This window comes from Chitinimonas koreensis, assembly GCF_014353015.1.
Taxonomy (GTDB): Bacteria; Pseudomonadota; Gammaproteobacteria; order Burkholderiales; family Chitinimonadaceae; genus Chitinimonas; species Chitinimonas koreensis.
This window is the reverse complement of sequence record NZ_CP060704.1, coordinates 2,540,440-2,566,695: the sequence shown is the minus strand read 5'-3', so window position 1 is coordinate 2,566,695 and position 26,256 is coordinate 2,540,440. Positions and strand designations below refer to the sequence as shown.

Annotated in this window: 37 protein-coding genes and 3 pseudogenes; 25 read left to right on the top strand and 15 right to left on the bottom strand. The window is 64.2% G+C overall.

Annotated features, from left to right (window positions below; translation table 11 throughout):
• Positions 1–31 precede the first annotated feature (31 nt).
• The 10 genes and pseudogenes from H9L41_RS11005 to H9L41_RS10975 form a co-directional block, all read right to left on the bottom strand.
• On the bottom strand, positions 32–598 hold the full coding sequence (locus H9L41_RS11005) for a DUF3299 domain-containing protein (protein WP_051318947.1): 567 nt from the start codon (positions 596–598) through the stop codon (positions 32–34).
• Positions 599–697: 99 nt separating this feature from the next.
• A complete protein-coding gene (locus tag H9L41_RS25710) occupies positions 698–964 on the bottom strand; it encodes an FtsX-like permease family protein (RefSeq protein ID WP_308419641.1) in 267 nt (88 codons plus the stop codon).
• On the bottom strand, positions 934–1,860 hold the full coding sequence (locus H9L41_RS11000; protein WP_308419640.1) for an ABC transporter permease: 927 nt from the start codon (positions 1,858–1,860) through the stop codon (positions 934–936). The genes H9L41_RS25710 and H9L41_RS11000 overlap by 31 nt, the downstream gene beginning before the upstream one ends.
• A complete protein-coding gene (locus H9L41_RS10995) occupies positions 1,857–2,579 on the bottom strand; it encodes an ATP-binding cassette domain-containing protein (RefSeq protein ID WP_028445957.1) in 723 nt (240 codons plus the stop codon). The genes H9L41_RS11000 and H9L41_RS10995 overlap by 4 nt, the downstream gene beginning before the upstream one ends.
• The gene (locus H9L41_RS10990) at positions 2,576–3,142 is read right to left on the bottom strand and encodes a DUF2796 domain-containing protein (protein WP_084300150.1); all 567 of its coding nucleotides are present in this window, start codon (positions 3,140–3,142) and stop codon (positions 2,576–2,578) included. The genes H9L41_RS10995 and H9L41_RS10990 overlap by 4 nt, the downstream gene beginning before the upstream one ends.
• A 141-nt stretch (positions 3,143–3,283) precedes the next feature.
• Positions 3,284–3,409 carry a hypothetical protein gene (locus H9L41_RS24650; RefSeq protein WP_245589193.1) on the bottom strand — a complete coding sequence of 42 codons (126 nt, stop codon included), beginning with the start codon at positions 3,407–3,409 and terminating at the stop codon, positions 3,284–3,286.
• Between the two features lie 50 nt (positions 3,410–3,459).
• Positions 3,460–3,567: pseudogene (locus tag H9L41_RS26140) on the bottom strand (hypothetical protein); the annotation flags it as partial.
• Positions 3,568–3,641: 74 nt separating this feature from the next.
• Positions 3,642–4,294 (bottom strand): annotated as a pseudogene (locus H9L41_RS24640) (GTP-binding protein).
• Positions 4,219–4,845 carry a GTP-binding protein gene (locus H9L41_RS24635; protein WP_265584002.1) on the bottom strand — a complete coding sequence of 209 codons (627 nt, stop codon included), beginning with the start codon at positions 4,843–4,845 and terminating at the stop codon, positions 4,219–4,221. Before H9L41_RS24635 ends, H9L41_RS24640 begins: the two are co-directional and overlap by 76 nt.
• A 164-nt stretch (positions 4,846–5,009) precedes the next feature.
• The gene (locus tag H9L41_RS10975) at positions 5,010–5,432 is read right to left on the bottom strand and encodes a hypothetical protein (RefSeq protein ID WP_157461945.1); all 423 of its coding nucleotides are present in this window, start codon (positions 5,430–5,432) and stop codon (positions 5,010–5,012) included.
• A 91-nt stretch (positions 5,433–5,523) separates the two neighbouring features.
• Here H9L41_RS10975 and H9L41_RS10970 point away from each other — a divergent pair, with 91 nt between their 5' ends.
• The 12 genes from H9L41_RS10970 (at position 5,524) to H9L41_RS10915 (ending at position 12,173) form a co-directional block, all read left to right on the top strand.
• Entirely contained in the window at positions 5,524–5,706 is a 183-nt protein-coding gene (locus H9L41_RS10970; RefSeq protein ID WP_169730169.1) for a hypothetical protein, read from the top strand.
• Entirely contained in the window at positions 5,706–6,068 is a 363-nt protein-coding gene (locus H9L41_RS10965) for a hypothetical protein (RefSeq protein ID WP_187523824.1), read from the top strand. The genes H9L41_RS10970 and H9L41_RS10965 overlap by 1 nt, the downstream gene beginning before the upstream one ends.
• Positions 6,069–6,091: 23 nt before the next feature.
• Entirely contained in the window at positions 6,092–7,078 is a 987-nt protein-coding gene (locus H9L41_RS10960) for a replication initiation factor domain-containing protein (protein WP_187523823.1), read from the top strand.
• A gap of 27 nt (positions 7,079–7,105) precedes the next feature.
• Complete coding sequence (locus tag H9L41_RS10955; protein WP_157461944.1) at positions 7,106–7,462, top strand: hypothetical protein; 357 nt, start codon at positions 7,106–7,108, stop codon at positions 7,460–7,462.
• A gap of 3 nt (positions 7,463–7,465) precedes the next feature.
• The gene (locus H9L41_RS10950) at positions 7,466–7,663 is read left to right on the top strand and encodes a hypothetical protein (RefSeq protein ID WP_028445953.1); all 198 of its coding nucleotides are present in this window, start codon (positions 7,466–7,468) and stop codon (positions 7,661–7,663) included.
• Positions 7,664–7,717: 54 nt separating this feature from the next.
• The gene (locus H9L41_RS10945) at positions 7,718–7,945 is read left to right on the top strand and encodes a hypothetical protein (RefSeq protein WP_157461943.1); all 228 of its coding nucleotides are present in this window, start codon (positions 7,718–7,720) and stop codon (positions 7,943–7,945) included.
• A gap of 10 nt (positions 7,946–7,955) precedes the next feature.
• A complete protein-coding gene (locus H9L41_RS10940) occupies positions 7,956–8,207 on the top strand; it encodes a major capsid protein (RefSeq protein ID WP_051318943.1) in 252 nt (83 codons plus the stop codon).
• A 535-nt stretch (positions 8,208–8,742) separates the two neighbouring features.
• The gene (locus tag H9L41_RS10935) at positions 8,743–9,879 is read left to right on the top strand and encodes a virulence factor TspB C-terminal domain-related protein (protein ID WP_157461942.1); all 1,137 of its coding nucleotides are present in this window, start codon (positions 8,743–8,745) and stop codon (positions 9,877–9,879) included.
• A 3-nt stretch (positions 9,880–9,882) separates the two neighbouring features.
• Positions 9,883–10,206 (top strand): DUF2523 family protein, encoded by a 324-nt coding sequence (locus H9L41_RS10930; RefSeq protein WP_028445950.1) that lies wholly within the window; start codon positions 9,883–9,885, stop codon positions 10,204–10,206.
• Between the two features lie 3 nt (positions 10,207–10,209).
• Positions 10,210–10,842, top strand: a complete 633-nt coding sequence (locus H9L41_RS10925) for a zonular occludens toxin domain-containing protein (protein ID WP_187523822.1) — start codon at positions 10,210–10,212, stop codon at positions 10,840–10,842.
• Entirely contained in the window at positions 10,830–11,345 is a 516-nt protein-coding gene (locus H9L41_RS10920) for a hypothetical protein (RefSeq protein ID WP_187523821.1), read from the top strand. The genes H9L41_RS10925 and H9L41_RS10920 overlap by 13 nt, the downstream gene beginning before the upstream one ends.
• 141 nt (positions 11,346–11,486) lie before the next feature.
• Positions 11,487–12,173, top strand: coding sequence for a DNA adenine methylase (locus tag H9L41_RS10915; RefSeq protein WP_028445948.1), 687 nt, complete (start codon positions 11,487–11,489; stop codon positions 12,171–12,173).
• A gap of 159 nt (positions 12,174–12,332) precedes the next feature.
• Here H9L41_RS10915 and H9L41_RS10910 read toward each other — a convergent pair whose 3' ends face one another.
• The 3 genes from H9L41_RS10910 to H9L41_RS10900 all read right to left on the bottom strand — a co-directional run bounded on the left by H9L41_RS10910 (position 12,333) and on the right by H9L41_RS10900 (position 13,385).
• Positions 12,333–12,608 (bottom strand): coiled-coil domain-containing protein, encoded by a 276-nt coding sequence (locus H9L41_RS10910; protein WP_028445947.1) that lies wholly within the window; start codon positions 12,606–12,608, stop codon positions 12,333–12,335.
• A gap of 70 nt (positions 12,609–12,678) precedes the next feature.
• Positions 12,679–12,993 (bottom strand): hypothetical protein, encoded by a 315-nt coding sequence (locus H9L41_RS10905; RefSeq protein ID WP_157461941.1) that lies wholly within the window; start codon positions 12,991–12,993, stop codon positions 12,679–12,681.
• Positions 12,990–13,385, bottom strand: a complete 396-nt coding sequence (locus H9L41_RS10900; protein ID WP_187523820.1) for a hypothetical protein — start codon at positions 13,383–13,385, stop codon at positions 12,990–12,992. The genes H9L41_RS10905 and H9L41_RS10900 overlap by 4 nt, the downstream gene beginning before the upstream one ends.
• Before the next feature lie 235 nt (positions 13,386–13,620).
• Between H9L41_RS10900 and H9L41_RS10895 the strand changes: the two genes are divergently transcribed.
• Entirely contained in the window at positions 13,621–14,127 is a 507-nt protein-coding gene (locus tag H9L41_RS10895) for a hypothetical protein (protein WP_157461940.1), read from the top strand.
• A 23-nt stretch (positions 14,128–14,150) separates the two neighbouring features.
• On the opposite strand, the gene H9L41_RS10890 is transcribed toward H9L41_RS10895, so the two are convergent.
• On the bottom strand, positions 14,151–14,618 hold the full coding sequence (locus H9L41_RS10890) for a hypothetical protein (protein ID WP_157461939.1): 468 nt from the start codon (positions 14,616–14,618) through the stop codon (positions 14,151–14,153).
• A gap of 497 nt (positions 14,619–15,115) precedes the next feature.
• Here H9L41_RS10890 and H9L41_RS26135 point away from each other — a divergent pair, with 497 nt between their 5' ends.
• The 9 genes and pseudogenes from H9L41_RS26135 to H9L41_RS10840 all read left to right on the top strand — a co-directional run bounded on the left by H9L41_RS26135 (position 15,116) and on the right by H9L41_RS10840 (position 22,312).
• Positions 15,116–15,817: a fatty acid desaturase gene (locus H9L41_RS26135; protein WP_373282106.1), complete on the top strand. Its 702-nt coding sequence runs from the start codon at positions 15,116–15,118 to the stop codon at positions 15,815–15,817.
• Positions 15,818–15,833: 16 nt separating this feature from the next.
• The gene (locus H9L41_RS10875) at positions 15,834–16,847 is read left to right on the top strand and encodes a fatty acid desaturase (protein ID WP_028445944.1); all 1,014 of its coding nucleotides are present in this window, start codon (positions 15,834–15,836) and stop codon (positions 16,845–16,847) included.
• Between the two features lie 10 nt (positions 16,848–16,857).
• A complete protein-coding gene (locus tag H9L41_RS10870; protein WP_051318942.1) occupies positions 16,858–17,565 on the top strand; it encodes a hypothetical protein in 708 nt (235 codons plus the stop codon).
• A 19-nt stretch (positions 17,566–17,584) separates the two neighbouring features.
• Positions 17,585–18,052, top strand: a complete 468-nt coding sequence (locus H9L41_RS10865) for an acyl-CoA thioesterase (protein WP_028445943.1) — start codon at positions 17,585–17,587, stop codon at positions 18,050–18,052.
• Positions 18,049–18,930, top strand: a pseudogene (locus tag H9L41_RS26130) (fatty acid desaturase); the annotation flags it as partial. The gene H9L41_RS10865 and the pseudogene H9L41_RS26130, both read left to right, overlap by 4 nt.
• A 142-nt stretch (positions 18,931–19,072) precedes the next feature.
• Positions 19,073–20,074, top strand: a complete 1,002-nt coding sequence (locus H9L41_RS10855) for an alpha/beta hydrolase family protein (RefSeq protein WP_051318941.1) — start codon at positions 19,073–19,075, stop codon at positions 20,072–20,074.
• A 126-nt stretch (positions 20,075–20,200) separates the two neighbouring features.
• Positions 20,201–20,839, top strand: coding sequence for a hypothetical protein (locus tag H9L41_RS10850; RefSeq protein ID WP_051318940.1), 639 nt, complete (start codon positions 20,201–20,203; stop codon positions 20,837–20,839).
• A 525-nt stretch (positions 20,840–21,364) separates the two neighbouring features.
• Positions 21,365–21,556, top strand: a complete 192-nt coding sequence (locus H9L41_RS10845; RefSeq protein WP_034606708.1) for a hypothetical protein — start codon at positions 21,365–21,367, stop codon at positions 21,554–21,556.
• A 513-nt stretch (positions 21,557–22,069) separates the two neighbouring features.
• Positions 22,070–22,312, top strand: coding sequence for a hypothetical protein (locus tag H9L41_RS10840; protein ID WP_028445940.1), 243 nt, complete (start codon positions 22,070–22,072; stop codon positions 22,310–22,312).
• Between the two features lie 31 nt (positions 22,313–22,343).
• Here the strand turns inward: H9L41_RS10840 and H9L41_RS10835 are convergent, their stop codons facing one another.
• Positions 22,344–23,654, bottom strand: coding sequence for a sigma-54 interaction domain-containing protein (locus tag H9L41_RS10835; RefSeq protein ID WP_084300144.1), 1,311 nt, complete (start codon positions 23,652–23,654; stop codon positions 22,344–22,346).
• Between the two features lie 473 nt (positions 23,655–24,127).
• Here H9L41_RS10835 and H9L41_RS10830 point away from each other — a divergent pair, with 473 nt between their 5' ends.
• The 3 genes from H9L41_RS10830 (at position 24,128) to H9L41_RS10820 (ending at position 25,994) form a co-directional block, all read left to right on the top strand.
• Positions 24,128–24,352 (top strand): DUF3467 domain-containing protein, encoded by a 225-nt coding sequence (locus tag H9L41_RS10830; RefSeq protein WP_169730167.1) that lies wholly within the window; start codon positions 24,128–24,130, stop codon positions 24,350–24,352.
• 144 nt (positions 24,353–24,496) lie between these two features.
• Positions 24,497–25,114: a Pvc16 family protein gene (locus tag H9L41_RS10825; RefSeq protein ID WP_028445938.1), complete on the top strand. Its 618-nt coding sequence runs from the start codon at positions 24,497–24,499 to the stop codon at positions 25,112–25,114.
• Between the two features lie 229 nt (positions 25,115–25,343).
• Positions 25,344–25,994 (top strand): hypothetical protein, encoded by a 651-nt coding sequence (locus tag H9L41_RS10820; RefSeq protein ID WP_187523817.1) that lies wholly within the window; start codon positions 25,344–25,346, stop codon positions 25,992–25,994.
• Positions 25,995–26,256 lie beyond the last annotated feature (262 nt).

Sequence of the window (26,256 nt, the reverse complement as noted above, 5' to 3'; positions counted from 1 at the left end):
CGCCCTGGCGCAGCGCCGCAGACCGGCCAGGTCATTGCCGAAACGGCACGTAAGGCTCGACGGCGTCGACCGACAGACGATAGCCGCTCACCCCCATGTAGGAGTCCTGGCGCTGGGTGTGCAAGGTTCCGCTCGCCCAGACCACGTCCATCGCGCGCAAGCCCTTGACCGGCTTGGCCGCGAGGACATGGACGATCTGATTGGCCGGCGGCGGGGGAGAGTGGATGCAGGCGCCGAAATAAGGGACGAGCAGGAATTCGCTGAGCTCGCCATTGGCCTCTTCCAGCGGCACGACATAACCGGGCAGCCTGACCGTCTGGCCATTCAGCGCCTTGACCGTGGGCGCACTGTCCCAGGCATCCCGCATCGCCTTCTTGGCCGCGGAATCGCTGTCGTTGATCATGCCGGGATTCATTTCGCGCAGACGCTTCTGCGGACTCCAGCCCTTGGGGATCAAGTCTTCCCACTGCAGCTGCCGATACGACTTGACTGCACTGGAGCCCGGCAGCTTGGGCGTTCCGGCGGCGGCAACCGGGGGCATGAGCAGCAGCGACGACAAGACCAGCGAGGAAACGGCGTGGCGGACGATAGGACGCATTTCAGATCCTTGGGGAAAGGCCGTCGACCAGCGACAGGCGATAGGCGCGATAGCCGGGCAACAGGCTGGCTAGCCATCCGCCGCCGAGCAGGATGCCGATCAACATCCATTCCTGCTGGCCGTATGGCTGCAGCCGGAGCGCAATGCCGAACTGCGTTTGCGACCAATCCCCAGCAACAGGATGGCGAACGCACAGGCCGATGCGCCGATCACGATTCCCGCCACGGTGACCAACGCGCCTTCGGCGGCCAAGAGCAGCAGGATCTGCCGAGGTCCCGCACCGATCGCCCGCAAGATGGAAAGCTCTCTGCGGCGTTCATTCAGGCCGGCCATGATCACGGCGACCAAACCCAGCAGACTGACCACCCCACCAAGGCGCTCATGGCCATCAAGCCGCGTTCGCCTGCGCCGACCACATCCCAGAGTTCGTCCAGCGCCACGCCCGGCAAAATGGCCATCAACGGCTCGTCCTCGAAGTCGGCGATGGAGCGCTGCACGGCGAACACCGCGGTACGGCTCTTCAAGCCGATCAGGGCCGCCGTGACGCTCTTGGGCGTCAGGTCGTGTTCGCCCACCTGTTCGGCCGGTACCGCCATGCCCGGTATCGGCACACCCGCCATCCAGTCCAGATGGAGGGCTTCCATGGCCGCGAGGCTGATATGGACCGAGCGATCCACGGATGTCCCGGTCGGCGCCAGGATGCCGACCACGGTGAACGGCTTGTCGGCATGGTCGTTCGCCTCGAGCACGCCGTCGCCGTGGCTCAGCACGATGCGCTGGCCCAACCGGTAGCCCAGCCGCCTTGCCGCCTCGCTGCCGAGCACCGCTTCGAAGACGCCGTCGAACCGGGCACCTTGGGCCATTGCCAGCGCTTGTCGATTGCCGTAGCGGAAATGCTGGAAATAGGCCTGCGAGGTCGCGATCACGGGAAAGCCGCGGTGCGAGTCGCCCAACGAGATGGGGATGACCCAGGCGACTGCCCGATGCCTGGAAATGGCTTCGATGCTGGACCAGCGGACATTGTTGGTCGCATTGCCGATGCGGAACACCGAATACAGCAGGAGTTGCACCGATCCCGTCCTCGCGCCGACGATCAGGTCGGTGCCGGACACCGACTGCGCGAAGTTCTGCCGCACGTCGTGGCGGATGCGCTCGATGGCCAGCAGCAGGAAAGTGGACAAGCCGATGCACAGCACCACCAGGGACAGCGCGAAGCGCCGGTTCCAGGCGCTGCTGGCCGCCAGTTGCAGCAGCCACTTCATCGCTGCGGCTCCGCCGCGGCGGCGTAGGCGCGATTCAGCGCCGCCAGGTCCACCTGGCGATCGAAACGCTGGGCCAGGCCGCGGTCGTGGCTCACGAACAGCAGGCCACTGCCCGCCGCCTTGCAGGCGGACAGCAGGCGGTCGATGAAGGCGTCGCGCAAGGGTTCGTCCAGCGCCGAGGTGGGCTCGTCGGCGATGATCAATTCCGGTTGCCCGATCAAGGCGCGGGCAGCGGCGACGCGCTGCTGCTGGCCGACCGACAGCTCGACCGCCCGGCGTTGCCACAGCTCCTCCCCGAGCCCCATCGCCCGCAGCCAGGTCTCCGCGGCGCGCCAGGGATCCGGGCCGGCCCGCAGGGCCCTGCTGCGCGACAGGCGGCAAGTCAGCAGGACGTTGTCGCGCAGGCTGAGATACGGCAGCAGGTTGAACTGCTGGAAGATGTAGCCGATGTGATCGGCCCGCCGGCGATCGCGCTTGGCGGCCGATAGCTTGCTCCAGCATTGGCCCTGGAGGCCGACGTGCCCGACCTTGGCGGTCAGCACGCCGGCCAGCAGCGACAAGAGCGTGCTCTTGCCGCAACCGCTGGGGCCGCGAATGAACAGGGACTCGCCGTGCGCCAGGCTCAGTTGCTCGATCTGCAGGCAATCCGCGCCGGCGCCGGGCCAGCGGAAGCGGAGTTCGGCGACCTCCACCAGGTTCGGGCCGGCCGCACCGGTCATGGCAACAGCTTCAGCATTTTGGCCGGCCGCTTCAGCGTTTGCTTGGACTGTCCTTTGGCGCCCGCGATGCGGACCTCGATCCGGTTCAGACGGCTGAACGCCTCGAACAGGCCGTGCTCGACCTGGCCGAGCTGCGCCGGCTGCAGGCAGCGAAATTCATAGTCGGCATCCAGATCGGCGTGTTCCTCTTCCTCGTGAGCGTGAGCGCCGGCGCCGGCCTTGGCAGGGGCGGCCGCGGTCAGCACCGCCGATTCCACGTCCTGCCGGACCAGGGTGCATTGCGCGGCAGGGGAGGGCTGCAGCAGGCCGGCGCCATTGCGCATGCGCTGCAGGAGCTCGTCCGCGGCCTTGCGCTCCTTGGCGTTGCGCGGAGCGTGTTCGAACCCCAGCAAGCTATCCAGCGGCGCCTCGATCTGGATCGAGAGCTGCTGCCCGTCCACCGCCACATCCAGCTCCATCTGGCCGTGGGTATGGGCCTTGCCACTTGCATAAGCAGGGAAGGAAACAGCAGCGAGCATCAGGCAAGGGATGCCGAAAACTTGCAAGCGGCGCGTTAGCTGCATGGGTTCTCCTCGGAATGGGTAGGGAAGATGAAGGCGATTTATGACATTCAGATTGACGGCGCCGTAACATAGCAATTGCGCGCAGGAAATGTCGAGCAATCTCGGGCATGCGTCTTATATGCAATACAGAACACCGCTCCGTCAGGCGAGCAGGCGGCGAATATCGGCCTCCAGTTCCTGTCCATCGACTTGATCGACGATGAAGACCAATCTCGAATGCGGCAACTCGTCAGGCCAGGCGTCCAGCGTACCGACCGGGTACAGCATGTCGTGTACGCCATGGATGACCAGGGGTAGCGGCTCGCCGCGAAGCTGGATTGGCCTACAGCGCGGACCAGATGATGATCGACCCCGATCTTGCCGAGCTCGTTGATAACCAGTGCCGTATTGGCAAAAGCCGGGTCGTGTACCAGCCGGTTGAGCACCGTGGTCTTGCCGGCCCCCAGGAAGCCTGTCAGTACGGTGATGGGAATACGCGGATCGCGGACGTCGGCCGTGTTCAATCCTGCCTCCCCCAGTGCGGGAACGGATCATCCAATGCCGCAAGCGGCCCGCTTGCCTCTTGCTCCGTCAGCAGGCAGGCATCGAAAGCGGCGGTCAGGGCCGCCTGATCCATGCCTGTTCCGATCAGCACGATTTCCTGGTGGCGGTCGCCGAACTGCGGATCCCAGCGTTCCCGGATCATGGCCACGCCATCTGCATCCTGCGGCCACTCGGACCTGGGTACGGCAGCCCACCAGATTCCGGCCGCCCATGCCGCGAGACGGCGCCGGCCTGCGACCAGCTGCCGACGAAGTCGGGTCGGGTCGCCAGCCAGAAATAGCCTTTGGAGCGAATGACACCCGGCCATTCGCGGTGGATCAGGTTCCACCAGCGGCGCGGGTGGAACGGCCGCCGTGCGCGATAGACGAAGCTGCCGATGCCATAGGTCTCGCTCTCGGGCACTTCCTCGCCGCGCAGGGTGGCGAGCCAGCCCGGCGCCTCGGATGCCGCATCGAAATCGAACAGGCCGGTATCGAGCACCGACTGCAGGGGCACCCGGCCCATCTCGCAGCTCAAGATGCGGGCTCGCGGGTTCAGCGAGGCCAGGATGCCTTCGAGGCGCGCCAATTCATCGCGGCTGACCAGATCGGCCTTGTTGAGCACCAGCACATCGCAGAACTCGATCTGCTCGACCAGCAGATCGACCACGGTACGATCGTCCTCTTCCCCATGGCTTCGCCGCGGGCGGCAAGCAGGTCCTCGCTGCCGAGGTCCCGCAAGAAGTTGAACGCATCGACCACGGTCACGAGGGTGTCGAGACGGGCGACGTCGGACAGGCTGATGCCGGCCTCGTCCCGGAAGGTGAAGGTTTCGGCCACCGGCAGCGGCTCGGAGATGCCGGTCGATTCGATCAGCAGATAGTCGAAGCGGCCTTCGCCGGCGAGCTTGCCGATTTCGGCCAGGAGATCTTCGCGCAGCGTGCAGCAGATGCAGCCGTTGCTCAGCTCCACCAGCCGCTCTTCCGAACGCGACAGCTGCGCACCGCCTTCGCGCACGGCGCGGGCGTCGATGTTGACTTCCGACATGTCGTTGACGATGACGGCCACGCGCAGACCTTCGCGGTTGTGCAGCACGTGGTTGAGCAGGGTGGTCTTGCCGGCGCCGAGAAAGCCGGAGAGGACGGTGACGGGAAGGCGGCGATCAGCCGGTCGGTTCTGCATGTTCCATTCCTTTTTCACTTTTTCAAGATGCCGGACGCACCAGATTTATGTCACGTTATAACATAACAATCAACCTTGCGAATAAAGCGGCGCGGTGGGGTACACATCAATTGGCGACGTCGCGCAGGTCGCTTGTCGTGTGGCTGGTTGGCTGCTTCGGCCCTTTAACTTGACATAATAAACATTGCCATTCCGGCGGCGATGGCCGCGCCGTCAAGGCCGGCGGGGCTGAGGTGCGTCATCGCGGCGGCTGCGGCGTCGCCACTTCCAAAAGGGGAGAGCATGGCTCCCATGCCGATTCCGGCGGCAATGACCTTCTTGTAAGCCCCTGTTTCCAGGACCTTTTCGAAGAACGCTTTTACCTCGGGGCGTTTGTCTCGCTCGGCCTCGATGATGGCCATGATTTCCATCACATCCCGGCCGGTTATCTCGGCCAGTCGCCAGATGGCGTAGAGGTCAGGTTGGCCCTCGCCGTGCCTCCAGTTGGAGAGCTTCGATTGGTATGCGCCGAGTTCTTTCGACAGGGTGGCGTCGCTCACCTTCCCTAGTTGTGTTGCCGCTTCGTTCAGCAGGTCGTTGATAGTCATGCGGTTCCCGTCCAGATTTCTGTACATCCAGATTTCTGTATGCTATTAATGCTTCAGATTTCTGAACGGACGATACCGCCAAATGCCCCTCATGTCAGCCCTGCAACGCCTCTTTACGCCTCGCTTGTGGTCGCTGGCTTCGCGCGCGGTCATCGCTCTGATGCTTGCCGTGGCGGCCCTCTGGCTGGCCGCCGCCATTGGCTACACCTGGGCGATTCAGGACATTCACCGCTTCGTTGCTGGCGCATGTACTGCTCGCGGCGGGGTGCTGTGATGCCGAGCTATTACCCGCGTGACGTTGGCCTCGATCAGCGCCAGCTTGCCGAGCTTGAGGCTGCTGGCGCTTACACGGCTGAGCAGCAGGACCGCGACCGCAAGTTGCGCGAGGGTCGCTGGTTCCTGGACCAGTCCGTCACCCTGGACGAGGCCGTGCGCATCGCTCGATCGGGCGACCGTGATGCGTTCCCGACCGCCCTCATGCAGCTACGCCAGCAGGCCGCCGACGCCGAGCGCGAAGGAAGGGCGGCGGCGGCCGGCGTAGCTGTGCGCCCAAGCGTCGCAGCTACGCCGGCCGCGGCCGCCCCCACAGTAATACGGGGGGAGCGGATAGCCACCAGACCGTTTCAATCGTGCTGAGCGGTGGGAAGGTCAAAGAGGTGATGGTTCGAAAGCCCGGTTTTGGCCAATGCGCGATTCTTGACTGGGTTAACTTCACGATTTCCGCCGACACCTGCTGGAATCTCGGTGCTCGCACTCCAGCTCCGCGCGATATGGTCATCGCGCTGAGTGCTCGTCTCGCCGACATATTCGGCTTTCCCGTCACTCGCCCCTTGCCGTCCGGCCGCAATTTCTACGACTACGCCTTTGACCTGGGCGACGGCTACGGCACTGTTTGCATTGGCGGCCAGCGCGGCACGGTTCTTGTGATGCTGAACGGTACCGGCATTACCGCCGCTAAGGAGGGCTGGGAGCGTCGCCTTTACGACTTCCTGCGTTTCGAGGCCGTGTGTCCTCGGTTAACGCGGGTCGACTGCGCCTATGACGACTTCACTGGCGAGTCGTACAGCGTCGACCGCGCTAAAGCCGATCACGCGGCCGGTCTCTACACCTGCCACGTGATGGAGCCCGATTGCGAGGAGCGCGGCGCCTGGAAGCGCCCGTCCGGCAAGGGGCGATCCTTTTACGTCGGTCATCGTGCGAATGGCAAGTTCGCTCGCGTCTACGAAAAGGGCATGCAGCTCGGCCATGCGTTCCACCCTTGGGTTCGGGTCGAGGTCGAATTTAAGGCCGTTGACCGCGTTATTCCGTTCGAAATCCTGCTACATCCTGGCGAATATCTCGCCGCTGCATATCCCGCCCTCGCTTTTCTGCAAGAAAAGCAAACTCGAATTGAAACGTACCGCCGCGAGGCTGATTGCTCTTATACGGCCGTAAAGGATTGGCTTAAGCGCCAATGCGGCCCCGCGCTCGATTTTATGCTAGCCGTTGAAGGCTCGGCCGAGCGTGTTTTGGAGCTGGTCCGCCGTGACGTTATTCCGGGCCGAATGGCGCGCTACATCATTCACGATGAATTCAAGCCGATTGAATCGATCACCTTTAACCCTGCGAGCTGGGAAGAAGCGCTCCAGCGCGCGTTTATCAGCTAGCGCCTTTTAATCACGGGAGTTTTTGCCATGTCGCTGTCTTTTGCCGTTCCGACTCAAACCGTTCGTGTCACCGTCTGCGGCGCCAATTTCTTCAACGATACGGTTGAAGGGACTGCTTATAACTTCACCAAGCTGTTTGTGATTGTTCCGATGGATTCCAGCCGGGGCAATGCGAAGGGCTTTGCGACTACGGAATACCGTTACGACAGTTCCGACCTGTTCCACAAGATTCAGCACCTTCCGTTTCCGCACGAAGCCGATTTGATCCTCGAAACGGTCACGAACGGTAAGACCAAGCGCGAACTGGTCCGTGATTACAAGCCGGTAACGCGTCAGGACGTCGGCAAGGTCGCCGATGCCGTCGGCGGCAAGCGCGAGGGCTAAATCATGTTCGTGCCTGCTTTTATCGTGCAGGACGGTGACACGGGATTGTTCCTGTGCCCGAGCGAGGATGGCGACGTCAGCTATTGCAAGCTGATTACCGAAGCAGGCACGTTCGATAATCAGCAATCCGCGCTCGATACTGCAATCGATTATATCGATCCGCCGTATATCGTCCTTTTCCCGTTTTTCCGGGAAATTTGAATGCCAATTTGTGTCCGCCTCGCGCAAGCCGCAACCAGTGGTGGCGACGTCCTCATGGTCGACAACACCTTGGCCTACGCGCTCTTACCGACGGCGGACGCCCCTGACCAGTGCCAGGGGTATTTATTGATTACGAAATCCGAATATCAACAAACCATCTTGGCCGGATTCTTCAATTCCTTTTCGGCCAGTGATGGCGCGCTGGTATCCATCGCAATTGTGAGCTGTTGGGCGGTGGCGTTTGGTATGAAACAGCTCCGTAATCTTTTCCGTTCTGAATAAGGATCGCATCATGAAAAACAAGCTCGTCACCATCTTCGACAACGAAACCGGCCGCATCCTGCGTGTCGTGGCCGCTCCGGCGGCGGCGCTCATGCTCGCTCAGAATGCCCATGCTCTTACGGTCGATATCGACCTCACTGACATCCTGGCGCAAATGGCGGCAGTGGTCGTTTCCATCGTTTCGCTGGGCATGTCCGTACTGTCGATCGTGGTCGTCGTCAAGATGTTCGTCTGGATGAAGTCGGCGCTCGGCGGCCGTTAATCCCGACCGTCGCGAATAAAGCCCCTGATGGGGCTTTATTTTTTGGGGTGCTTATTATGTCTGGCCTTTTTGTAATGGCGGCGTTTTTGGGGGCAGCATGGATTATCTTTTCAGACTGATTCGCCCATTTTTGATTTTGGCGATGGTGTTATTGGCTCATTCGGCCTTTGCAGCCGAGTGTACGTCGACGCCAGCCGGATTTCCCGTTGGGTATGATTATTGCCGAGGGCACGCCCCATCCGAAACGCCTGTTATTGTTTATTGCGACCCCTACGGCTCTAACATATGCCGCAGCACGCCACAGGACTTGTGCCCTGCAATTAGTAAAATATGGGAAGCCGGTGGCCAGTACGGCATTTGTCGACTAGTCCAAGGGGGCGACGCCTTCGGGATTACTCAGACCGTTAAGACCTCAAAGGCTTGCTTACCTGGGGAGCTGGCATGGAATGACATGTGTTATCCGCCTAAAGATCCTGAGCCTGAACCGGAGTGCACCAGCGGGCAATCTACTGACCTAAAAAACAAATCGACTGCCATGACCCTTGATGATTTAAAAGCCAACGGCAACAGGGGGTGCATTGGCGGTTGCTTGGTGTCCATTTCAGGCGCCAACATGGCCTATCAGTCAATTAACGGCACTATTTCCAAAGGCGTTTTTGGCGCCGGCACCGCCACTAATACCGGCGCCAAATGCGAGGGCGGCAGCAATTCGATTGGCGATAAAAACCCGGCCGATGGCGATATGACGTATCCGCAATCACAAGCTGATTGCGGGGCAAATCAAAAATTTACTTATGTCCAGGGTCATGGCTATTGCGCTCACGCCGATGCCGAAAACCCGAATCAAACAGAATACTGCAAGCAGCATCAATATGAGGCCACGTGCTCGGAAGGTGGCGAGGAATTTTGCAAGGCGAATACCAAGGCCTACGCGTGCATTCCGGGTAGCGAGCGCTATTGCTCACTGAAACCGAACTCGCCTAGCTGCGCTCCTGGTAATGCCGACTTTTGTCGCCAGAATCCCGACCATCCGTCATGCGTACCGGGTCAGCCTGAGTATTGCTCTACGCACCCTGACGATTCTCAATGCCGGGAAAAGGACGTTCAAGACTGCGTTGCCAATCCGTCATTGCCTAAATGCACGCAAGTCGAGCACTGCTCCGTGAATCCGTCGGACCCGACGTGCTCAGCTCCGACGACGGCGTACTGCACGCAATTCAAGGACGACCTGAAATGCAAAGGGAGTCAATTTGGCGGCAGTTGCTCGGCGGGTTTTTCGTGCACGGGCGATGCGATTCAATGTGCTATCGCCAAACAGCAGCACGAGACGATTTGCGCACTCACCCCCAGCGGCGCCGATCCCATCGTCCAGGCCGGGGAAAAGGCTCTGGCCGGCCAGGACCCGGGGATGCAATACCTGCCCGGCGGCAGCAAGCAGGGCGAAACCATGGATTTCGGTTTTACCATGTCCGGCGCCAGCGCGACGCCGCTATTCGGCACGGCCTCGGCTGAGTGCCCGGCTCCTCGGCGCGTCGATCTCGACATCATGGGTTATCAGCGCTCTATCGAAATCCCGTGGATTGCCGTTTGTCGCTATGCCGAACTGGTCGGCCCGTTCGTGTTGATCGTCGCGACGATGATTGCGTCATTCATTGCATTCGGAAAGAGGTAAAACATGCCCGCGATTCTTTCATTGCTCGGCCGCTGGCTCGTTGGCTTATTGGTCAGCGACGCGGTTATCGCTGTAGTCGGCCGGATCATCGCCGCGCTCGGCATTTCGTTCGTCACGATGACCGGCGTGCAAGCCGGCCTTGATTCGGCCAAGGCGTTTATCGTTGCCCGCATCGCCGAATTGCCTGCCGAATTCCTGGCGATTGCGTCAATAGCAAAGCTCGGCACCGCCTTTTCTATCGTCTTCGCGGGATTTGCTGCACGCCTTGCAATGGACGGCATGTCAAAGGCCGGCTCTTTTATTAGCGCTCGTCTGAATAAGGGGTAAACCATGTTCATCCTGATTACCGGCCTTCCGGGAAACGGCAAGACTCTCTTTGCGCTCAAGCATATTCACGAGCGCGCGACAAAGGAGGAGCGCAAGGTTTATTACAACGGAATCAACTTGACCGATAAGGGCAAGGAGGTTCTTGATTGGGAGCATTTCGAAGACCCGAAGCGCTGGTTCGATTTTCCGCCCGGTGCGATTGTCGTGCTCGATGAGGCGCAATACCTGTTCGAGAAGCGGAAAAGCGGTGAGCGGGTACCGGAGTTCGTGGCCAAGGTCGCGACCCACCGTCACGGCGGCCTCGACGTCTACTTGATCACGCAGCGGCCGTCGTTGATTGATCCCTACGTGCGCGATCTGGTCGAGAAGCACTACCACGTGAAGCGTATGTTCGGCGGTCAGCGGGCCATGATCAGCGAGTTCAGCCCGGCGTCGCCTAACTTGAGCCGCGCCGATTTCAAGGACGCGGTCCAGCGACCGTGGCCGTACCCGAAGGAGGTCTATAGCTGGTACGTGTCGGCCGAGCTGCATACGCACAAGCTGGATCTGCCGTGGCGTAAGCTGGCCTGGGGTGGGGGTGCGTTGCTGGTGGGCTGGCGGCGATGGGGATGTTCGCGGGGCGCATGGCTGCGCTGATGGACCGGGACAAGGGCGGGGGCGAGGCGAAGGGCCAGCAGCAGGGCGGCGCGGGCGGCGGAGCGCAAGGCGGGCCGAGCGGGCCGGGCGGGCCGAGGGCGGCGCGGCCCGAGGACTGGTTCGACGCCCGCCGGGCCAGGATCGCGGGCCTGCCGCACACGGCGCCGGTCTACGACGGCGTCACCGCGCCGCAGGACGCGCCCAAGCCGGCGGCCTGCATCCAGTCCGCCCGGCAGGCCGCCCGCTGCACGTGCTACACGCAGCAGGGCACCGTCATCGTGGGTATGCGCCTCGACATCTGCCAGCAAATCGTCCGGTACGGCTGGTTCGACGACAGCCATAAGGGCGGCGGGCTCCAGCCGAACGGGCCTGCGCCGGCGACCTCGGCCGGCCAGTCGCAGCAGCTTGCAAGCGCGGATCAGCGGCGGGTGCCGCAGCAACCCGACGGCGCCCCACTCCCGCGCGATCTGGGCAAAGGCCCGCTCGGCTGGGCTGTCTACTGATTCGCTCGAGCATAGATGCTCGTGTCTATAAGCCTCGCTGCCGTCGACCATAGTCGGCGGCGGCTATGCTGGCCGGCATAGCCGGTCGCGTCTATGCGAGCTCGATCTTGCATAGATACATCTGACTATGTGGGATCTTGAATGAGCTACTTAGGATCGAAAGCCGCTAGTGGCGCGTATCAGGCGATCATCGCGTCGATGCCGCCGCATGACACGTATATCGAGACGCATCTTGGCGGCGGCGCGGTGATGCTGCGTAAGCCTCGGGCTGCTCGATCGATCGGCGTGGATCTGGACGGCCACGCCATCCATGCCTTCCGGGCCGAGCTGGATGACTCGCACAGCATCGAGTTGCACGAGTGCGATGCGGTCGGTTTTCTTCAGCGATTCGACTATGACGACGCTGGCCGCGTCTTGATCTATGCCGACCCGCCCTACTTACACAGCACGCGTACGTCACTTAAGCGTTACCGCTGCGAGTACACGTCGGCCGATCACGAGTGCTTGCTGTTCGAGCTGCGCGAGCGGGCGGCGGCTGGGGCTGCGGTCATGGTTTCCGGCTATCCGTCGGCCTTGTATGACTCGCTGCTGCCAGACTGGCGCACGCTCGAATTTCAGGTGATGACTCGGGGCGGTCCTCGCACTGAAAAGCTGTGGATGAGCTTCGATCCGGCCGCGGCGCACTGGGCGACCTATGCCGGCCGGGATTTCACCGATCGCCAGCGCATCAAGCGCAAGGCTGCGCGGTGGGCTGCCGACTACGCCAAGCTGCCGGCCGCTGAACGTGTGGCGGTCTTAGCTGCGCTCCTTCAAGCCGACGCGGCATAGATGGCGCCGTCTGTGCTGCAGCATAGGCGCCCGCGTCTATGCTGGATCTACGGGTCTGTGACCTAGTCACGAATTACGAAAATCGTAAGAATTTGGTCGCGATGTCCTAAAAGCAAAAAGGCCCCGATTGGGGCCTTTTGCTTTTCGGCTGCGGACGGGCTACAGCAGTTTCACCAGTGCGGCGATGATGCCGCTCTGCGCAAGCAGCGCTCCGACCATCCAGCGGATGATATCGGCCTTGCTCTCGGCGATCTTCAGTTCGAGCTTGATCTCGAGCTCTTTAAGGTCGCGCTTCGTGGCCAGCTCTTTGGCGCCCAGTGCCTCGCCGATGGCTTCCTTCTGGGCTTCGACCAATGCTTCGGCGAGCTGGTCGCTTGCGCCGGCGGCGGTTAGCTTCTTGACGAACTGGTGCGTATCGAACGTGACAGTGCTCATGTGCTTGGGACTCCTTGGTTTGTTGATTGTGCGGCCTGTTCCGCGTTTTTTCCATTACGTAATCAAAAATTCAGCCTTTGTTTCGACTGCGTTCTAGCGCCTCCTCAAGCTCTTTCGCCCAGTTCTCCATCCTTGATTTCGGCGGTAGTGGCTCGCTTGCCTTGCCGTGTCTCTTCAGCTCCCAAGCAATCCGCTTTACCGCCTGCCGCAGCGCCTCGATGTTGTCTTCGCCTGTTGTTGTCCGGTGCCGTGCAACGGCGTTGCGTACTTGCTCGCGCCGCGCCTTCTCGCGCGCCTCGTCGGTTGCATACTTGGGCGGGCGCCCCCGGCGCTTGGTCTCGACGCCGGGAAGCCCGACGGTCATGCGGTCGTGCTTGTCCTTCATTTCCGTCCCCATTTCTTGCTTACGTAATCAGTAAATCCGCGCCATGCCGCTGCGAGATGCTGGACAGGGGAGAGCGGCGCCAGGGCAGGGGCCGGCTTCACCACTTCCACGGTCTGGACGACTTCCACCCGTACCTCGCGCACGACTTCCACGGCCACGCGGCGCACGATGGTCTTGATGGTCTCGACCGGTACCTCGCGCACGATCTCGCGCACGATGACTTTGATCTCTGCCGCCTTGCGCTTGATGGCCTTGCCGGCCTGCTGCGCGAGGAGCACGAATTCCTCGTCGAACGGCAACACCAGTTGCCGAGCCACGAATTCCGCCGTCCAGATTTGCTTTGCCATCGCCGCGTCTCCTTGGTAGCCGGTGCCATCCTTTTGGATGGTCACCCCCCCACCCCTCATGCGGCCACCCGCTTCCGTAGCCGACGAAATGTCAACGATCGATCCGTCGGTCACGTAGTGGCCGTCGGGCGGTCGTTGATATTTCGGCGGCGTAGGGAGCACTCTCCGCCACCTAGAGGGAGTGGGGCGGGAGTGCTGCAGGTGGGGCGGCTGGTTTGAGCTGGCAGCTTTTGCGCGGGCGCCGCTACACTCTCTAAAACTACGCACAAGGGGAGGGACCATGAAGCGCGCTTTCTTTTTTTCATTGGCTTTATTTTTTCAGACGCACGCCTATTCAGATGTTCTTGTTGATTACTCAAACCCGGAATTTATGGCAAAAGTGAAAAAGATAGATTGCAATAACCCGACTGATGCAATCAAATACAAGTCGGATTGCAATCTTCCTGACTCTTTCATTTCGTCAACATCATCTAAGTCTTTAAAACAGCGCGATCTTGAGGTTTTTGATTGCAGAATTCCTGCTGACGCCGCCCGCCACCGCAGCAGCTGCTACGTAAAATCCCCCGAAGATATAATCCTTTCTCCGACGCAGGGCTACAAAGTTCCGGACCCGTCCATTCTCTCTTCGGTTCAGCGCCGACTCGTCGATTCCCTTTGGAATATTAGCTCTTGTCGCTATTTTCCAGACGGCCGTCAGTGCAAGTGTTACTTGAGGAATGGGAGCCATGAACCTTTAATTGGCCGCGAAGCCTGCCTCGTTATTGTTGGAATTGGAAACTCGCGCTAATTAGGAGGCTTGTGCCGCATTGGCTATAGCCGCTTTGGCGGTCCGTCTATCATCAGACGCAGTAGGCCTGCATGTCTCGATTCCAGTTCGCACTGGCGCCGGTAGAATCGGTTTTCCTTCATCAGCCGCTCGATGAGTTCCGCTTGCCGCTCGGCCAGTCGGTTGGCTCGGCGATATTCCGGCAAGTTGTAGACATCGCTCCAGTGGATGCCACCGCGGTGCTCTATGCCGGGGCCGTTCAGCCGTTCGCCTCCCTCGACCGTCCAGCCGGCCCATAGCCCGGCCGTTGATGGCAACACGCATCGCACGCGGAATGCCAGTAGCTCATAGAGCATCCGAGGCATAGGCTCGTCGCCCGACAGCCAAGCGCGCATCTGAGTCGTTCGAACGTCATACCGTCTAGCCAGCACGTGGGGCGTTTGAGCTGCGGCCACGGCCCATACGTCACCAGGATTGACGCCAGGGCAGTGCGGAATGTTTTTCAGTGTCATGTCACAAATCCTCATCCGGTCATGTATGAAAAAAGCCCGGCAATGCCGGGCTGTTGAGCGTAGTTGATCGAGTTTGGCGACGCCGTATCGGGCGCGGGTCTCGTGGTGGGCGGCCTGCTTCCGCCTCTTCATCACTTGACATAATAAACATTATGCGAATCATCAGAGAGCACCAAGTTGTAGGCACGACCTGCTCGTTCAGCTGCCGGAACGGATCACATCCCAAGGCCTGCGCGTCCATAGCCTGGGGCTCGTTGAGGCTCGGCACTATTCCTCGACGCTATTCTGGTTCCGCGACGCCGCTGTTGCGCACGGATAACGATCAAGCGCCTGCTAAGACACACAGTAGCCAAACCAGGCAAATTTCGTTTGGCGTCGGCACATCGCTTCGGCTAGGATGCGCGACCATTGCCATGAGCAATGGCATTATGATTTCCTGAATTCATTCACTTCCCGAATTCATCGAATTCAAAAAACGATTCAAATACACATAAAAAATGCACCTCACTGCAAATGATGAGGCGCATGAGCGAGGAAAATGTCGTGATTCAAAAAGCCGAACGCATCGGGCTGGTCAAGCTGCGCATTGTCATCCTGCATCTGGGCGCACTGGCCGCCATCCATTACCCCCGAACACTGCTTTACTCATATTGGCCACGGCGAGCTTCCTGATTCGCTGTTTCGGCGTCGAAGGCGGATTGCATCGTTATTTCGCCCATCGCAGCTATAAAACCTCCCGCATCTTCCAATTCATCCTGGCCTTGCTCGGCGCAGCAGGCGGATTCCGCGGGCCGCTCTGGTGGGCGGACGTTCATCGCCGGCATCATGTCCATGCCGATTCGATGGAAGATCCGCATTCGCCGATCCGATCCTTCCTCTATGCCCATCTGCTGTGGGTATTCGATCCGCGCAATCAGGATACCGACCTGAACCGGGCCGCCGATTTCGGCCGCTATCCTGAACTGGTCTGGCTCAATCGCCGGCATAGATCTAGCCCGGCATCCGGACCCGGCCGCATCCCGCCGGCACGGCGCGGGATGCGCGCCCTACTCCCGGCGAATCCACCTCTCCGCCGCCGGCGCGATAAGGCCGCCGGCCATCGACCGCTTCGGCCGTCGAAGCCGGCGGGTCGATCCCGCAGAACCGGATCGGCGATTCGAAGGAGGACTCGCAGGGAACCCGCTCGACCATCGATATAAAAACAAAGGTGCATCCATGGAGAAGGAAATCCTGCCGACCCGGTCGGCATTGCTCGGCATTACCGCCCGCTATCGACAGATCTGCCGCCTGCGCAGCATCCGGCAATTGGCCGAATCGCTCGCCGGCTGGGCGGCGTTCTATTTCGCGGGCCTTTACCTGGCGGATCAGCACAGCCCGTGGGCGATTCCCTGCGCCATCGGCGCCGGCTCGTTCACGGTGCGGCTGTTCATGATCCAGCACGATTGCGGCCACGGCTCCTTCTTCAAATCGCGCCGCAATTGCGAATGGCTCGGTTTCACCCTCGGCATCCTGACCATGACGCCCTACCATTGCTGGTACCGCTATCACGCGCTGCATCACGCCCATTCCGGCAAACTCGACGAGCGCGGCTTCGGCGACATCCGCATGCTGACCGTGGCGGAATACCTGGCCCTGCCCGGCTGGCGCCGCCTGCTCTATCGCGCCTATCGCCACCCGCTGATCCTGTTCGGCATCGGCCCGTTCATCCTGTTCTGCCTGCGCCAGCGCTTCGGCTATTACCTGCCGGCCGGCTGGCGCAAGGAACGCCTCAGCATCTACGCCACCAATCTCATCCTGCTCGCGCTGGGCCTGGCCGTGATCGAGCTGGGCGACGTCGCCGCGGCGAGCTTCCTGGCCTTCCACCTGGGCAGCATGGCGTTCGCCGCCTCGCTGGGCGTCTGGCTGTTCTATGTGCAGCATCAGTTCCCCGACGCCTATTGGGACAAACAGGGCGACCACGACATGGTGCGCGCCGCCTTGCACGGCTCGTCCTATTACCACCTGCCCGCCTGGCTGCGCTGGCTGACCGCCAATATCGGCTTCCATCACATCCACCACCTGGACAGCCGCATCCCCAACTACCGCCTGGCCGACTGTCACCGCGAGAACGCCGTGTTCCACGAAGTCACGCGCGTGGGGCTGCGCGACAGCCTGTCGCTGGCCGGCCTCAAACTATGGGACGAACGCCGCCGGGTCATGGTCGGCTTCGACCGCGCCGTCCGGGCCTGAGGGGATCGCCATGCTCTCCATGCTCTGGCTCAAGGCCACCATCGAATTGCTGGGCGGTTTCGCGGTGGGCTACCTGCTGGCCTCGCTGATCGAATCCTATATGCACCAGCACGTCTCCGATGCGCCGCGCGGGCGCGTCAAGCGCTGGGAACGCCATCCGCGCCTGTTCAAATACCTGATCCGCACCAATTACTCGCACCACACCATCCACCACTGCAAGACCTTCAAGCAGGACCACGTCACCCAGTTCACCTCGGCCGAGGAACGGTCGCGGCTGGACGCCATGCTGTCCGGCCTGGGCCCGCACGGCGAGATCATCCAGCGCTCGATGTACGCGGTGAAGCTGCACGGCAGCGGGTCGCTGGTGTTCGTCGCGCCGCTGCTGCCGGTCGTGCCGCTCTGCCTGGCGACCGCCGGCGGCTGGGCCACCGCGGGTGCCTGCCTGGCCCTGGCGCTGCCGCCCGCCTTCAGCAACTTCATCCACCCCTACCTGCACATGCGCCACACCGAAGCGCTCGAACGGGCGCCGCGCTGGATCGCCATGCTGCTGAAGACGCGATACTTCAAGGCGATGGCGCGCCACCATTACCTGCACCATCGTTACGTGGTCTGCAATTTCAACCTGCTCCTGGGCGGCGACCGGCTGCGCCGGGTCGCCCGCAAGGCCGGCGAACAGGATCTCGCGCGCATGCGGGAGCTGGGGCTGCCGCTCGACTAACCCATAGGAAACAACCTCCATGAACCTCTACCTGCGTATGGTCTACGTCTTCCTGCTGTCCCTGTTCCGGCCGCGGCTGCCCGTCGGCCGGACCCACAGCGAGCTGGGCCTGATGACCTTTCCCAACGACCTGGACGTGAACCTGCACGTGAACAACGGCCGCTACCTCACCTATTGCGACCTCAATCGCGTCGACCTGTTCATCCGCACCGGCCTCCTGAAGACCATGGGCAAGCACGGCTGGATTCCGATCATCGCGGAGCACACGATGACCTATCGCAAGTCCCTCAAGGCCTTCCGGCGCTTCAAGGCCAGCATGGAACTCACCCACTGGGACGAGAAGTATTTCTACATGACCCACCGCTTCAGCATCGGCGACACGCTGATCGCCGAGGGCACCTCCAAGGGCGTGGTCCGCGGCAAGGAAGGCGTGATCGCGCCCGAGCGCGTGATCGAAGCGGTCCATGCGATACGGGGGACGGCATGAACGCAGGGCTCGACCGCGAGTCCGCCAACGCCGCCTACCATGCGCTGCGCCGCCGGGTGGAAGCCGCCGGCCTGCTCGAGCCGGACCTGGCGGCCTACCGGATCCGCGCGGCCTGGATCGTGCCGCTCTGGCTGGCCTGCGGCGCGGCGCTGACGCAGACGCAGGACTGGCCCGCGCGGCTCCTGCTGGCGGCGGTCACGGCCTTCGTCTCGATCCAGGCCGCGGCGATCGCCCACGAGGCCGGCCACGGCGCCATCACCGCGGACGCCGGACGCATCCGCCTGATCGGGCTGCTGTTCATGACGCTGATCATGGGCAGCAGCTTCTCGAGCTGGCTGGCCAAGCACCGGCCGCACCACGGCCATGCCAACACGCGCCAGGACCCCGACATGCGTGCCGGCCTGTTCAATTTCACCCGCGAGGACGCGGTGGCCGCCCGCGGCGCGGCGCGCTGGTTCACGCGCCGCCAGCCCTGGCTGATCTGGCCGCTCGCGACGCTGATGGGCTTCGCCTTCAAGATCGGCAGCCTGCGCCATTTCGGCCGCCACCCGCGGCAGACCCGGCTCGACCAGTTGCTGCTGGCCCTGCACCTGGGCCTGCTGGTGATCCTGCCCGCCGTCCTGCTCGACCCGGCCACCGCCGCGGTCAACTACCTGCTGATCACCTGGTGCGAAGGCCTCTACCTCGCCTTCATCTTCCTGACCAACCACCTGGGCCACCCGACCGACGCGATGCAGTGGCAGCGCAGCTACATCGAGCGGCAGGCCGCCTGCGCCCGCAACCTGCCCGACACCTGGCTCTATCGAAACGTGTTCGTCGGCCTCAACAGCCATATCGAGCATCATCTGTTTCCGACCGCCTCGTTCACCCGGCTGCACCGGATCCGGCCCATGGTGCAGCAGGCGTGCGCGCAGCTCGGCATCCCCTACCATCAGGTCAGCCTGCTCGGCGCCTTCGCCGAATTCCACCGCCACAACCGTGCGATGGCCGCCTCGGCCACGCCCCTGCCCTGGTACGCGCATGAAAGGCCTGAACGCCGGCTGGCTCGATCCAGCCTATTTCCTGCTGAGGCACCGCCTGGCATCGCTGCGCGAGCGGCCCTTCTTTTCCCGCGGCTGGGGCGACCCGCGCGCCTGCGACGAGGTCAGGCAACGCTTCCTCCACGCCGCCGCGCCGGCCGCGCTGCAGATCGAATGGGATGGCGACTGGCGCATCGAGCAGGGCTGCCGCCTGCGCGACGGCCGTTTCCTGACGCCCTATTACCGCGAATGGCTGCCGGCCGAGGCGCATACCGCGCACTTCCGGCTGCTGTTGCCGCCTACGCCGGACGTGCCGCCGGTCTACGTGCACACGGCGACCACCGGCGAAGAAGGCTACGCCATGCGCCAGCAGGCCATCTGCCTGCCGCTGGCCCGCCAGGGGGTCGGCACGCTGATGCTGGAACACCCCTTCCTCGGCCGCCGCCGCCCGCCCGGCCAGCCCGACAGCCGGCTCGACCGCGTCGCCGACCTGGTGCTGCTGGGCGGCGTCGTGGTGGAGGAAGTGCGCGCCCTGCTGGCATGGCTGCGCGCGCAAGGCTTCGACCGACTGGGCGTCACCGGCATCAGCAAGGGCGGCCACCTCGCCGCGCTGGCGGGCGCCCTGACGCCGTTCGAGCTGGCCATCGCGCCGCTGGTGGCGCCGCACAGCGGCGTGCCGGTCTTCACCGAAGGGCTGCTGAGCCGCGTCTGCGACTGGCGCCGGCTGGCCGGCGAGCCGGCGGAAATCGCGACGGCCAGGGCCAGGATGGCCGCGCTGCTGGAATTCACCAGCGTCGAATCGCTGCCGCCGCCCCACCCCGCCAGCCGGGTGATCGCCGTGGCGGCGCGCGACGACCATTTCGTCCCGCGCCATTCGTCCGAGACCCTGCAGCGGCATTGGCGGCAGGCCGAATTCCGCTGGATCGGCGGCGGCCACGTCAGCAGCATCGCCTTCAACAAGCCGGCCTTCATCCGCGCCCAGCTCGAGGCGATGCTGGCCTAAGGTGGGTTACCCGGCGAACTGGTCAATCGGGCCGAGTTCGACTACCTATTCAATACCGCCGATCCCATGCCGCCGATCGGCCGGCGGCCGACACGACAGACCCTGCTCCAAGGAGGAAACACCACCATGAAAGCCCTCATCGCCGCACTCGTCCTGCTGCTCGCGCCCGCCGCCTTCGCCGGCTCCCTCTACGATCGCATGGTGGCCGAATGCGGCGAGCGGCCGGCCGCGATGTTCTTCTGCGTCAACCAGTACTACAGCACCATCGCCAACCAGGTCACCAAGGTTGACCAGGCCTACTGCACCATCGAGGCCGACAAGGCCAAGGTCAGCGGCACCGCCGAAAGCGCCTTCATCAACCATTGCCTGGTCGGCCGCGTCGCTGGCGGCGGCACAGCCATCGCCGCCCAGCCGGCCCAGCCGCAGGCCGTGGCGCAACCGCCGCTCAAGTCGGTGTCCGAGCTGCTGGCCCAGCAGGCGCAATCGCCGCTGGCCAACAAGGAACTGCCGATCGCGGTGAGCTACCGGACGGCCAAGATGGGCCCGGGCCTGGTCGCCCGCTTCGACAGCATGTCCGGTCGCGCGCTGTCGCTGATCGCGACCTTCAAGAACCCGACCTTGCGCACCGTCCAGCGCATGCGCATCGACGTGCCGCCGCGCGGTACCCGCGAGATCGGCCACGCCGAAGGCTGGGTGGTGGCTTCGGGCGACGAGATCGAGCTCTACCACGCCGAATACCAGCCGATGCGGGTCGTGGTGCCTTGATGAGCTGCGGCGGCCGCCGGCAGATCGCGACCGGCGGCCGCACAATTCAGTGACGAGTCACGAATAAAGAGTCACCTATCGAGCCGTCTCGCTCCACTTCGCGAATCGGCCCTGAGCGCGGCGAGGAACAGGCCGCCCGGCCCCGGCGATCGGCCGCCGCGGGCTGGTTGGCGAAGGCCATGGAGTCGGTCGGGCCCTGGCACAAGCGGCAGGCCTGAAGCCGCGAACCGGCATGTACGCGCAGTTCCCGGCCGCCCCCGGCACGCGCCGGAGTGCAGCGCCGGCTGCATCCAGCGCCAGCTGCATCCGGACAGGCCGCGGCGCCACCGGTCATGCAAATCTTACAAACGGGTCCGCACCTTACACGGTCGGCCGACGGCCGTGCCGGCTTGCCGGACCGGCCGGAGCCGGCGGTCCGCCTGGCCTCGGGCGCCATCGGGCCGAACGGGTACGGGACTTGCCACATCGAACGAGCGGCGCCGTTGCATGGCGCCCGCATCCTTCATCAACGCAAGGAGTTCAATCATGCCGAACCAACCTTCCAACCCGCAGAAGGACCAGCAACAGCAGCAGCAAAACCAGCAGAACCAGCAAAATCAACAGAACCAGCGCAACCAGCAGCAACAGCAGCAGAACCCGCAGCAGCGGCAGCCGAACCAGCCCGACAAGCAAAGCGGGCAGCAGTCGCAGTCGCGCAGCTCCGGCCAGCAGAAGTAGCTAGGCATCGTCGAGCGCCAACCGCCTCGTCCGCGCCTTCGTGCCCCGCCCGGCGCAGGCGCCCGCGGGATGGTTGAGCCGCCCATACCGACGGCACGGCCTGATTCCAGGCCCTGCCGTTTTTTCATGCCCGGCGCACGCGCAAACGCCCGGGGCGCGGAGCCGGGTCAGTAAGAAGCTGCGGAATGGTCATCGCCGGATCCGGAAACGCCCGGGCGGGCGAACCGATGTAGGGATTGCACGCGGGCGTCTCACTTTTACTGCGGCCCGCGCCCTGTTGGTGGTGGGGCAACGCGGGCGGGCAGGCGCGCCGCGGCGGGCGCAGGGACCTGAAACAGCGGGGAATTTCGCCTGGCCACGCCCCCGCGCCTCCGCCATGGCCCACCCCTGCCCGCAGGGTTTCCGCTCACGTGCACAGGCTTGGCACACCGTGTGCTGTTCCACTGCCCAGCGCCGCCCGCCGCGCGGGCGGCCATCGTGATCAGCAATCCGCCATCCGATAGGAAAACCATCATGACGACAGCAGCACAAGCCACCGCCCAACAACTGTTCGACCAGGCGCAGGACTGGCAATCGATCATGCTCGCACAGCGTATGGAGACCGAGAACAAGATCGCCCGCCTGCAGAAGCTGCGCGAACTCAATACCGCGGCTGGCCTGCTGCCGGCCACGCGCGTCTCGGCGCTGCGCGACGATGCGCTGGACGACGAGGACGAGCACGAAGACGAGGACCAGGCGGAAGAGATCGACGCCTGAGCGCGGCCATGCCCCTGCCCCGCCGCGGATCTCAGGGCGCCGCGTCGCCCTCGCCGGCCAGGCCGTAGAGCTTGAGCTTGCGGTAGAGCTTCATGCGCGACCAGTTCAGCTCGCGCGCCACCTCGGACTTGTTCCAGTGCAGCCGCTCGAGCAGCGTGGCGAGCTGGCTGCGCTCGTCCGGCGGCGCCTGCCGGGTGGCGGCCCAGCGCATGATCTGCGGCGGCAGGTCCTCCAGCCGGATCAGGCCGCCGTCGGCGTTGATTGCGGCGACCTCGACCGCATTGCGCAGCTCGCGCACATTGCCCGGCCAGGCGTACTGCGCCAGCGCCTCGCGCACCGCGGGCTCGAAGGCCAGCTTGCGGCAGCTGCGGCGATGGCACTCGGCCAGGAATTGCTCGGCCAGCAACTGCACGTCGCCGCCGCGCTCGCGCAGCGGCGGCAGCTCGATATGGGCGACGTTGAGGCGGAAATACAGGTCGAGCCGGAAACCGCCGGCCTCGCACAGCTTGCCCAGGTCCTGGTGGGTGGCGGCGATCAGCCGCACGTCGCTGCGCTGGCTGCGCGTGCCACCGAGGCGGAAGTACTCGCGGCTCTCGATCACGCGCAGGATCTTGGCCTGCGCCGCCAGCGGCATGTCGCCGATCTCGTCGAGGAACAGCATGCCGCCCTCGGCCAGGGCGAACTTGCCCGGCTGGGCGGCGTGGGCGCCGGTGAAGGCGCCGCGCTCGAAGCCGAACAGCTCGGATTCGACCAGCTGCTCGGGGATCGCGGCGCAGTTGAGGCTGATCATCGGCTTGTCGCGCCGCGCGCTGGCGGCATGGATCGCGGCCGCCACGCACTCCTTGCCGCTGCCGGTCTCGCCGGTCAGCAGCACGTTGCTGTCGAAGGCGGCGACGCGCTCGATGCGCTGGCGCAGCCGCTGCATCGGCTCGGAACGCCCCAGCAGCGGCGGCGCGGCCTCCGCCGCCGCGTCGCCCTCGCCGTCCTTGCCGAGCGTCGAGCACCAGCGCTCGATCTCCTGCGGCCAGGCGATCACGTCGCCCAGGCCGCGCCGCAGCGCCAGCGCGTAGTGGGCGGCGTCGGGCTGCGGATGCACCAGCACGATCGGCAGCCCCTGCCGCGGCGGCTGCAACCGCAGGCCGTCGAGCAGGCGGCCGAGCCGCTCGGCCGTGGTGCTGCTGACCACCGCGTCGCAGGTCTGCCGGCCCGAAGCCGGCGCGTCGTCGAGCACGTGGACCCGGGCGACGCGCTTTTCCAGCGCCCGCGCCACCCGGCCGGTGAGCTCGAGGTCGGCATGGGTGGCCGCCAGGAGCGTGAATGAAGCGTCGATGCGCGTAGCCATTGGCTAGGCCCTTCATACGCGAATCGGTTCTCTCGGCCGCGGCGCGACCCGGCGTGGACGCACCGCGACGGCCGCTCCATGCATCCAGCATGAATCGCGTCGCTGCATCCCGCCGGGCCGCGCCAGCGGCGCCCGGACCGTTACATATTGTCCATACCCTGCCGGATCGGTCGCCTACGTGGCGTCAGTGCTCGATCCGGCGGGCCCTCCTCCGCCGCCCCGCCTCTTCCGTGCGGGACAAGCTGTAACAGCGTCTGTTACGACCTGCCGATCCAGTGTTTACACCTTTCCGGCCAGCCCGGGGCGAAGAATATAAAAATTCGCCCTGGTCAGGATGTTACACCCGGCCGTCTCGAAGTCTATGACATTGAAATTAAAAAAACCCTAACGAAAATCCAATCGATTGATTGTTAATGCCTTTTGCATGTTGGCATCTTGCGTGCTACGGAGCCGCCCAGTCCAGGTGAATGGTCGTGAAGCCAACCGAATCCCAGCTCGCGCAATACGCCAACTACTTCCGCATCGGCCACAACCTCAACGAGTTCGTGATCGAGTGCTGCCAGCTCTACGAGGGCGGCCAGGAAGCGTTGGTGGTGAGCCGGCTGGTGCTCACGCCGGCCTCGGCCGGGCAGTTGCAGGCGGTGCTGGAAGACAGCCTGCGCCGCCATCGCCAGCTGGATGCGAAGCAGTCCAAGTAGCCGGGCTTTAGGGCCTGCCCCGCTTCGTCGGGCATGCCCGACAGCGTCCTTGGTCTACGGCGCGGTCGGGCATCAAGCCCGACCTACTGAATGACGGCGCCGGAACAAGGCCGCCCATGACAACGATCCAGGAGGAAGCAGCGCATGTCGGGATTCGCGGGCATTGCCGCCGTGGGCAAGAGCATCGAGCGCATGCTCAACCTTGCCTTCACCGAGCGCCAGCCGGTCGCCGGCCGCAATACGCGCGCCGTGCTGGTCAAGACCGAAGACCTGATGCACCGCAACGTGCAGACCGCGATCGGTCCGTATGCGCTGTCGATCTTTCTGTACCGCGTCGATTTCAACAAGGCGATGCGCGCCGCCTGGTCCGCCGTCGGTTCGGCCGACGGCCACGGCCACCTGGCGCTCGATCTGCACTTCCTCCTGTCGGCCTGGGCCGACAACGCCGAGCACGAGCACCTGATCCTCGGCCGCGCCATGCAGGCGATCGAATACACCCCGGTGCTGTCCGGTCCGCTGCTGTACGCGCCGGCCCTGGCGCCGGCGCTGGCCGACGAGCCGCAGCCGGGCAGCGCCGAGGCGGTGCAGCTGCTGCTCGAGGAAATCTCCACCGAGGCGCTGATGCGCACCTTCGATTCGCTGCCGACCGACTACCGGCTGACCGTGCCCTATGTCGCGCGCGTGGTGCGCATCGATACCTACGAGGGCCGGCCGACGCCGCCGGTGACCGACGCCTCGATTCCCATGCGGGTGACGGCATGAGCGACGCACTGCAACTGGCCGACACCGTCCCGGTCGTCACGCTGCGCCACCGGCTGGCGCTCGGGCTGTCCTGCCTCGACGCGCTGGCGCGCTCGCCCAGCGGCGGCGCGCTGCGCATCGAACTGCGCGCGATCGGCCCTACCCGCTGGCCTGGACGCTCGAACGCCACCGCGCCGACCGCCATGCCGCGCGCTACGCCGGCGAGATCCGCCGCCGGCTCGACCAGGCGGTGGCCGCCGGCGGCGGCATCGACTGGGCGCTCGACCTGTTCGGCGGGCCCGCCGACAGCCGGCCCGGCTACCGGCCGGAAAGCGATCCGCGCCGCCACGTGCCGCGCCGGTTGGCGATCACGCCGGTGCTCGACGGCGACGAGCCGGCCGCCACCCCGCTCAACATCCGCACGCCCTGGCTGTGGCCCGGCGCCGCCTACCCGCTGCCGGCCAACGCCACGGCGCTGCGCGGCCGGGTGCTGCGCGGGCCGGATCTCGCCAGCGCGGCGCCGGCGCGCTGGGCGCGGGTGGTGGCCACGGTGCCGGCCAGCGAGACCGATTTCTCGCTGGCCACCCGGGTCGGCCACGGCCACGCCGACGAGCGCGGCGAATACGTGCTGGCGCTCGATGCGCGGGCGGTATCGGGCGCCGCGCTGAGCAATCCGGTGCAGGTGAGGCTGTGGGCGTTCACCACGCCGGCGGCGCTGCCGGTCGATCCGCTCGACCCGCTGGCCGACCTGCCGCGCGAAGCCTGCGGCACCGACGTGGTCAACGACGTGCTGCGCGGCATCGCGATCCCGCCGGCCTACAGCGCATCGGTGTCGCAGCTGGCGGCGGTGCGGCTGGGGGAGACGGCGAGCGGGGCGGTGGCGACCTTGCTGGTGAGTTGAAGGAATTGGATGGGGTTTGCGTGGATGGGTCGGGTGGTTTGCGGGAACGAGTGGCCGTGATCGCTCGCACGCATGAACCGGCAGCGAATGGCTGAACCGCACCTCCTCACCCCAACCCCTCTCCCAGAGGGAGAGGGGCTTGCTCTCCGTAGCGCGCGCTGCAGATGGGCGGGCTCGCTCCCTTCCCCCCAGGGAGAAGGGCCGGGAATGAGGGGCGCGGTTCAGCCATCACTGCCGGCGCCGGCGAGCGCGAGCAGCGGCA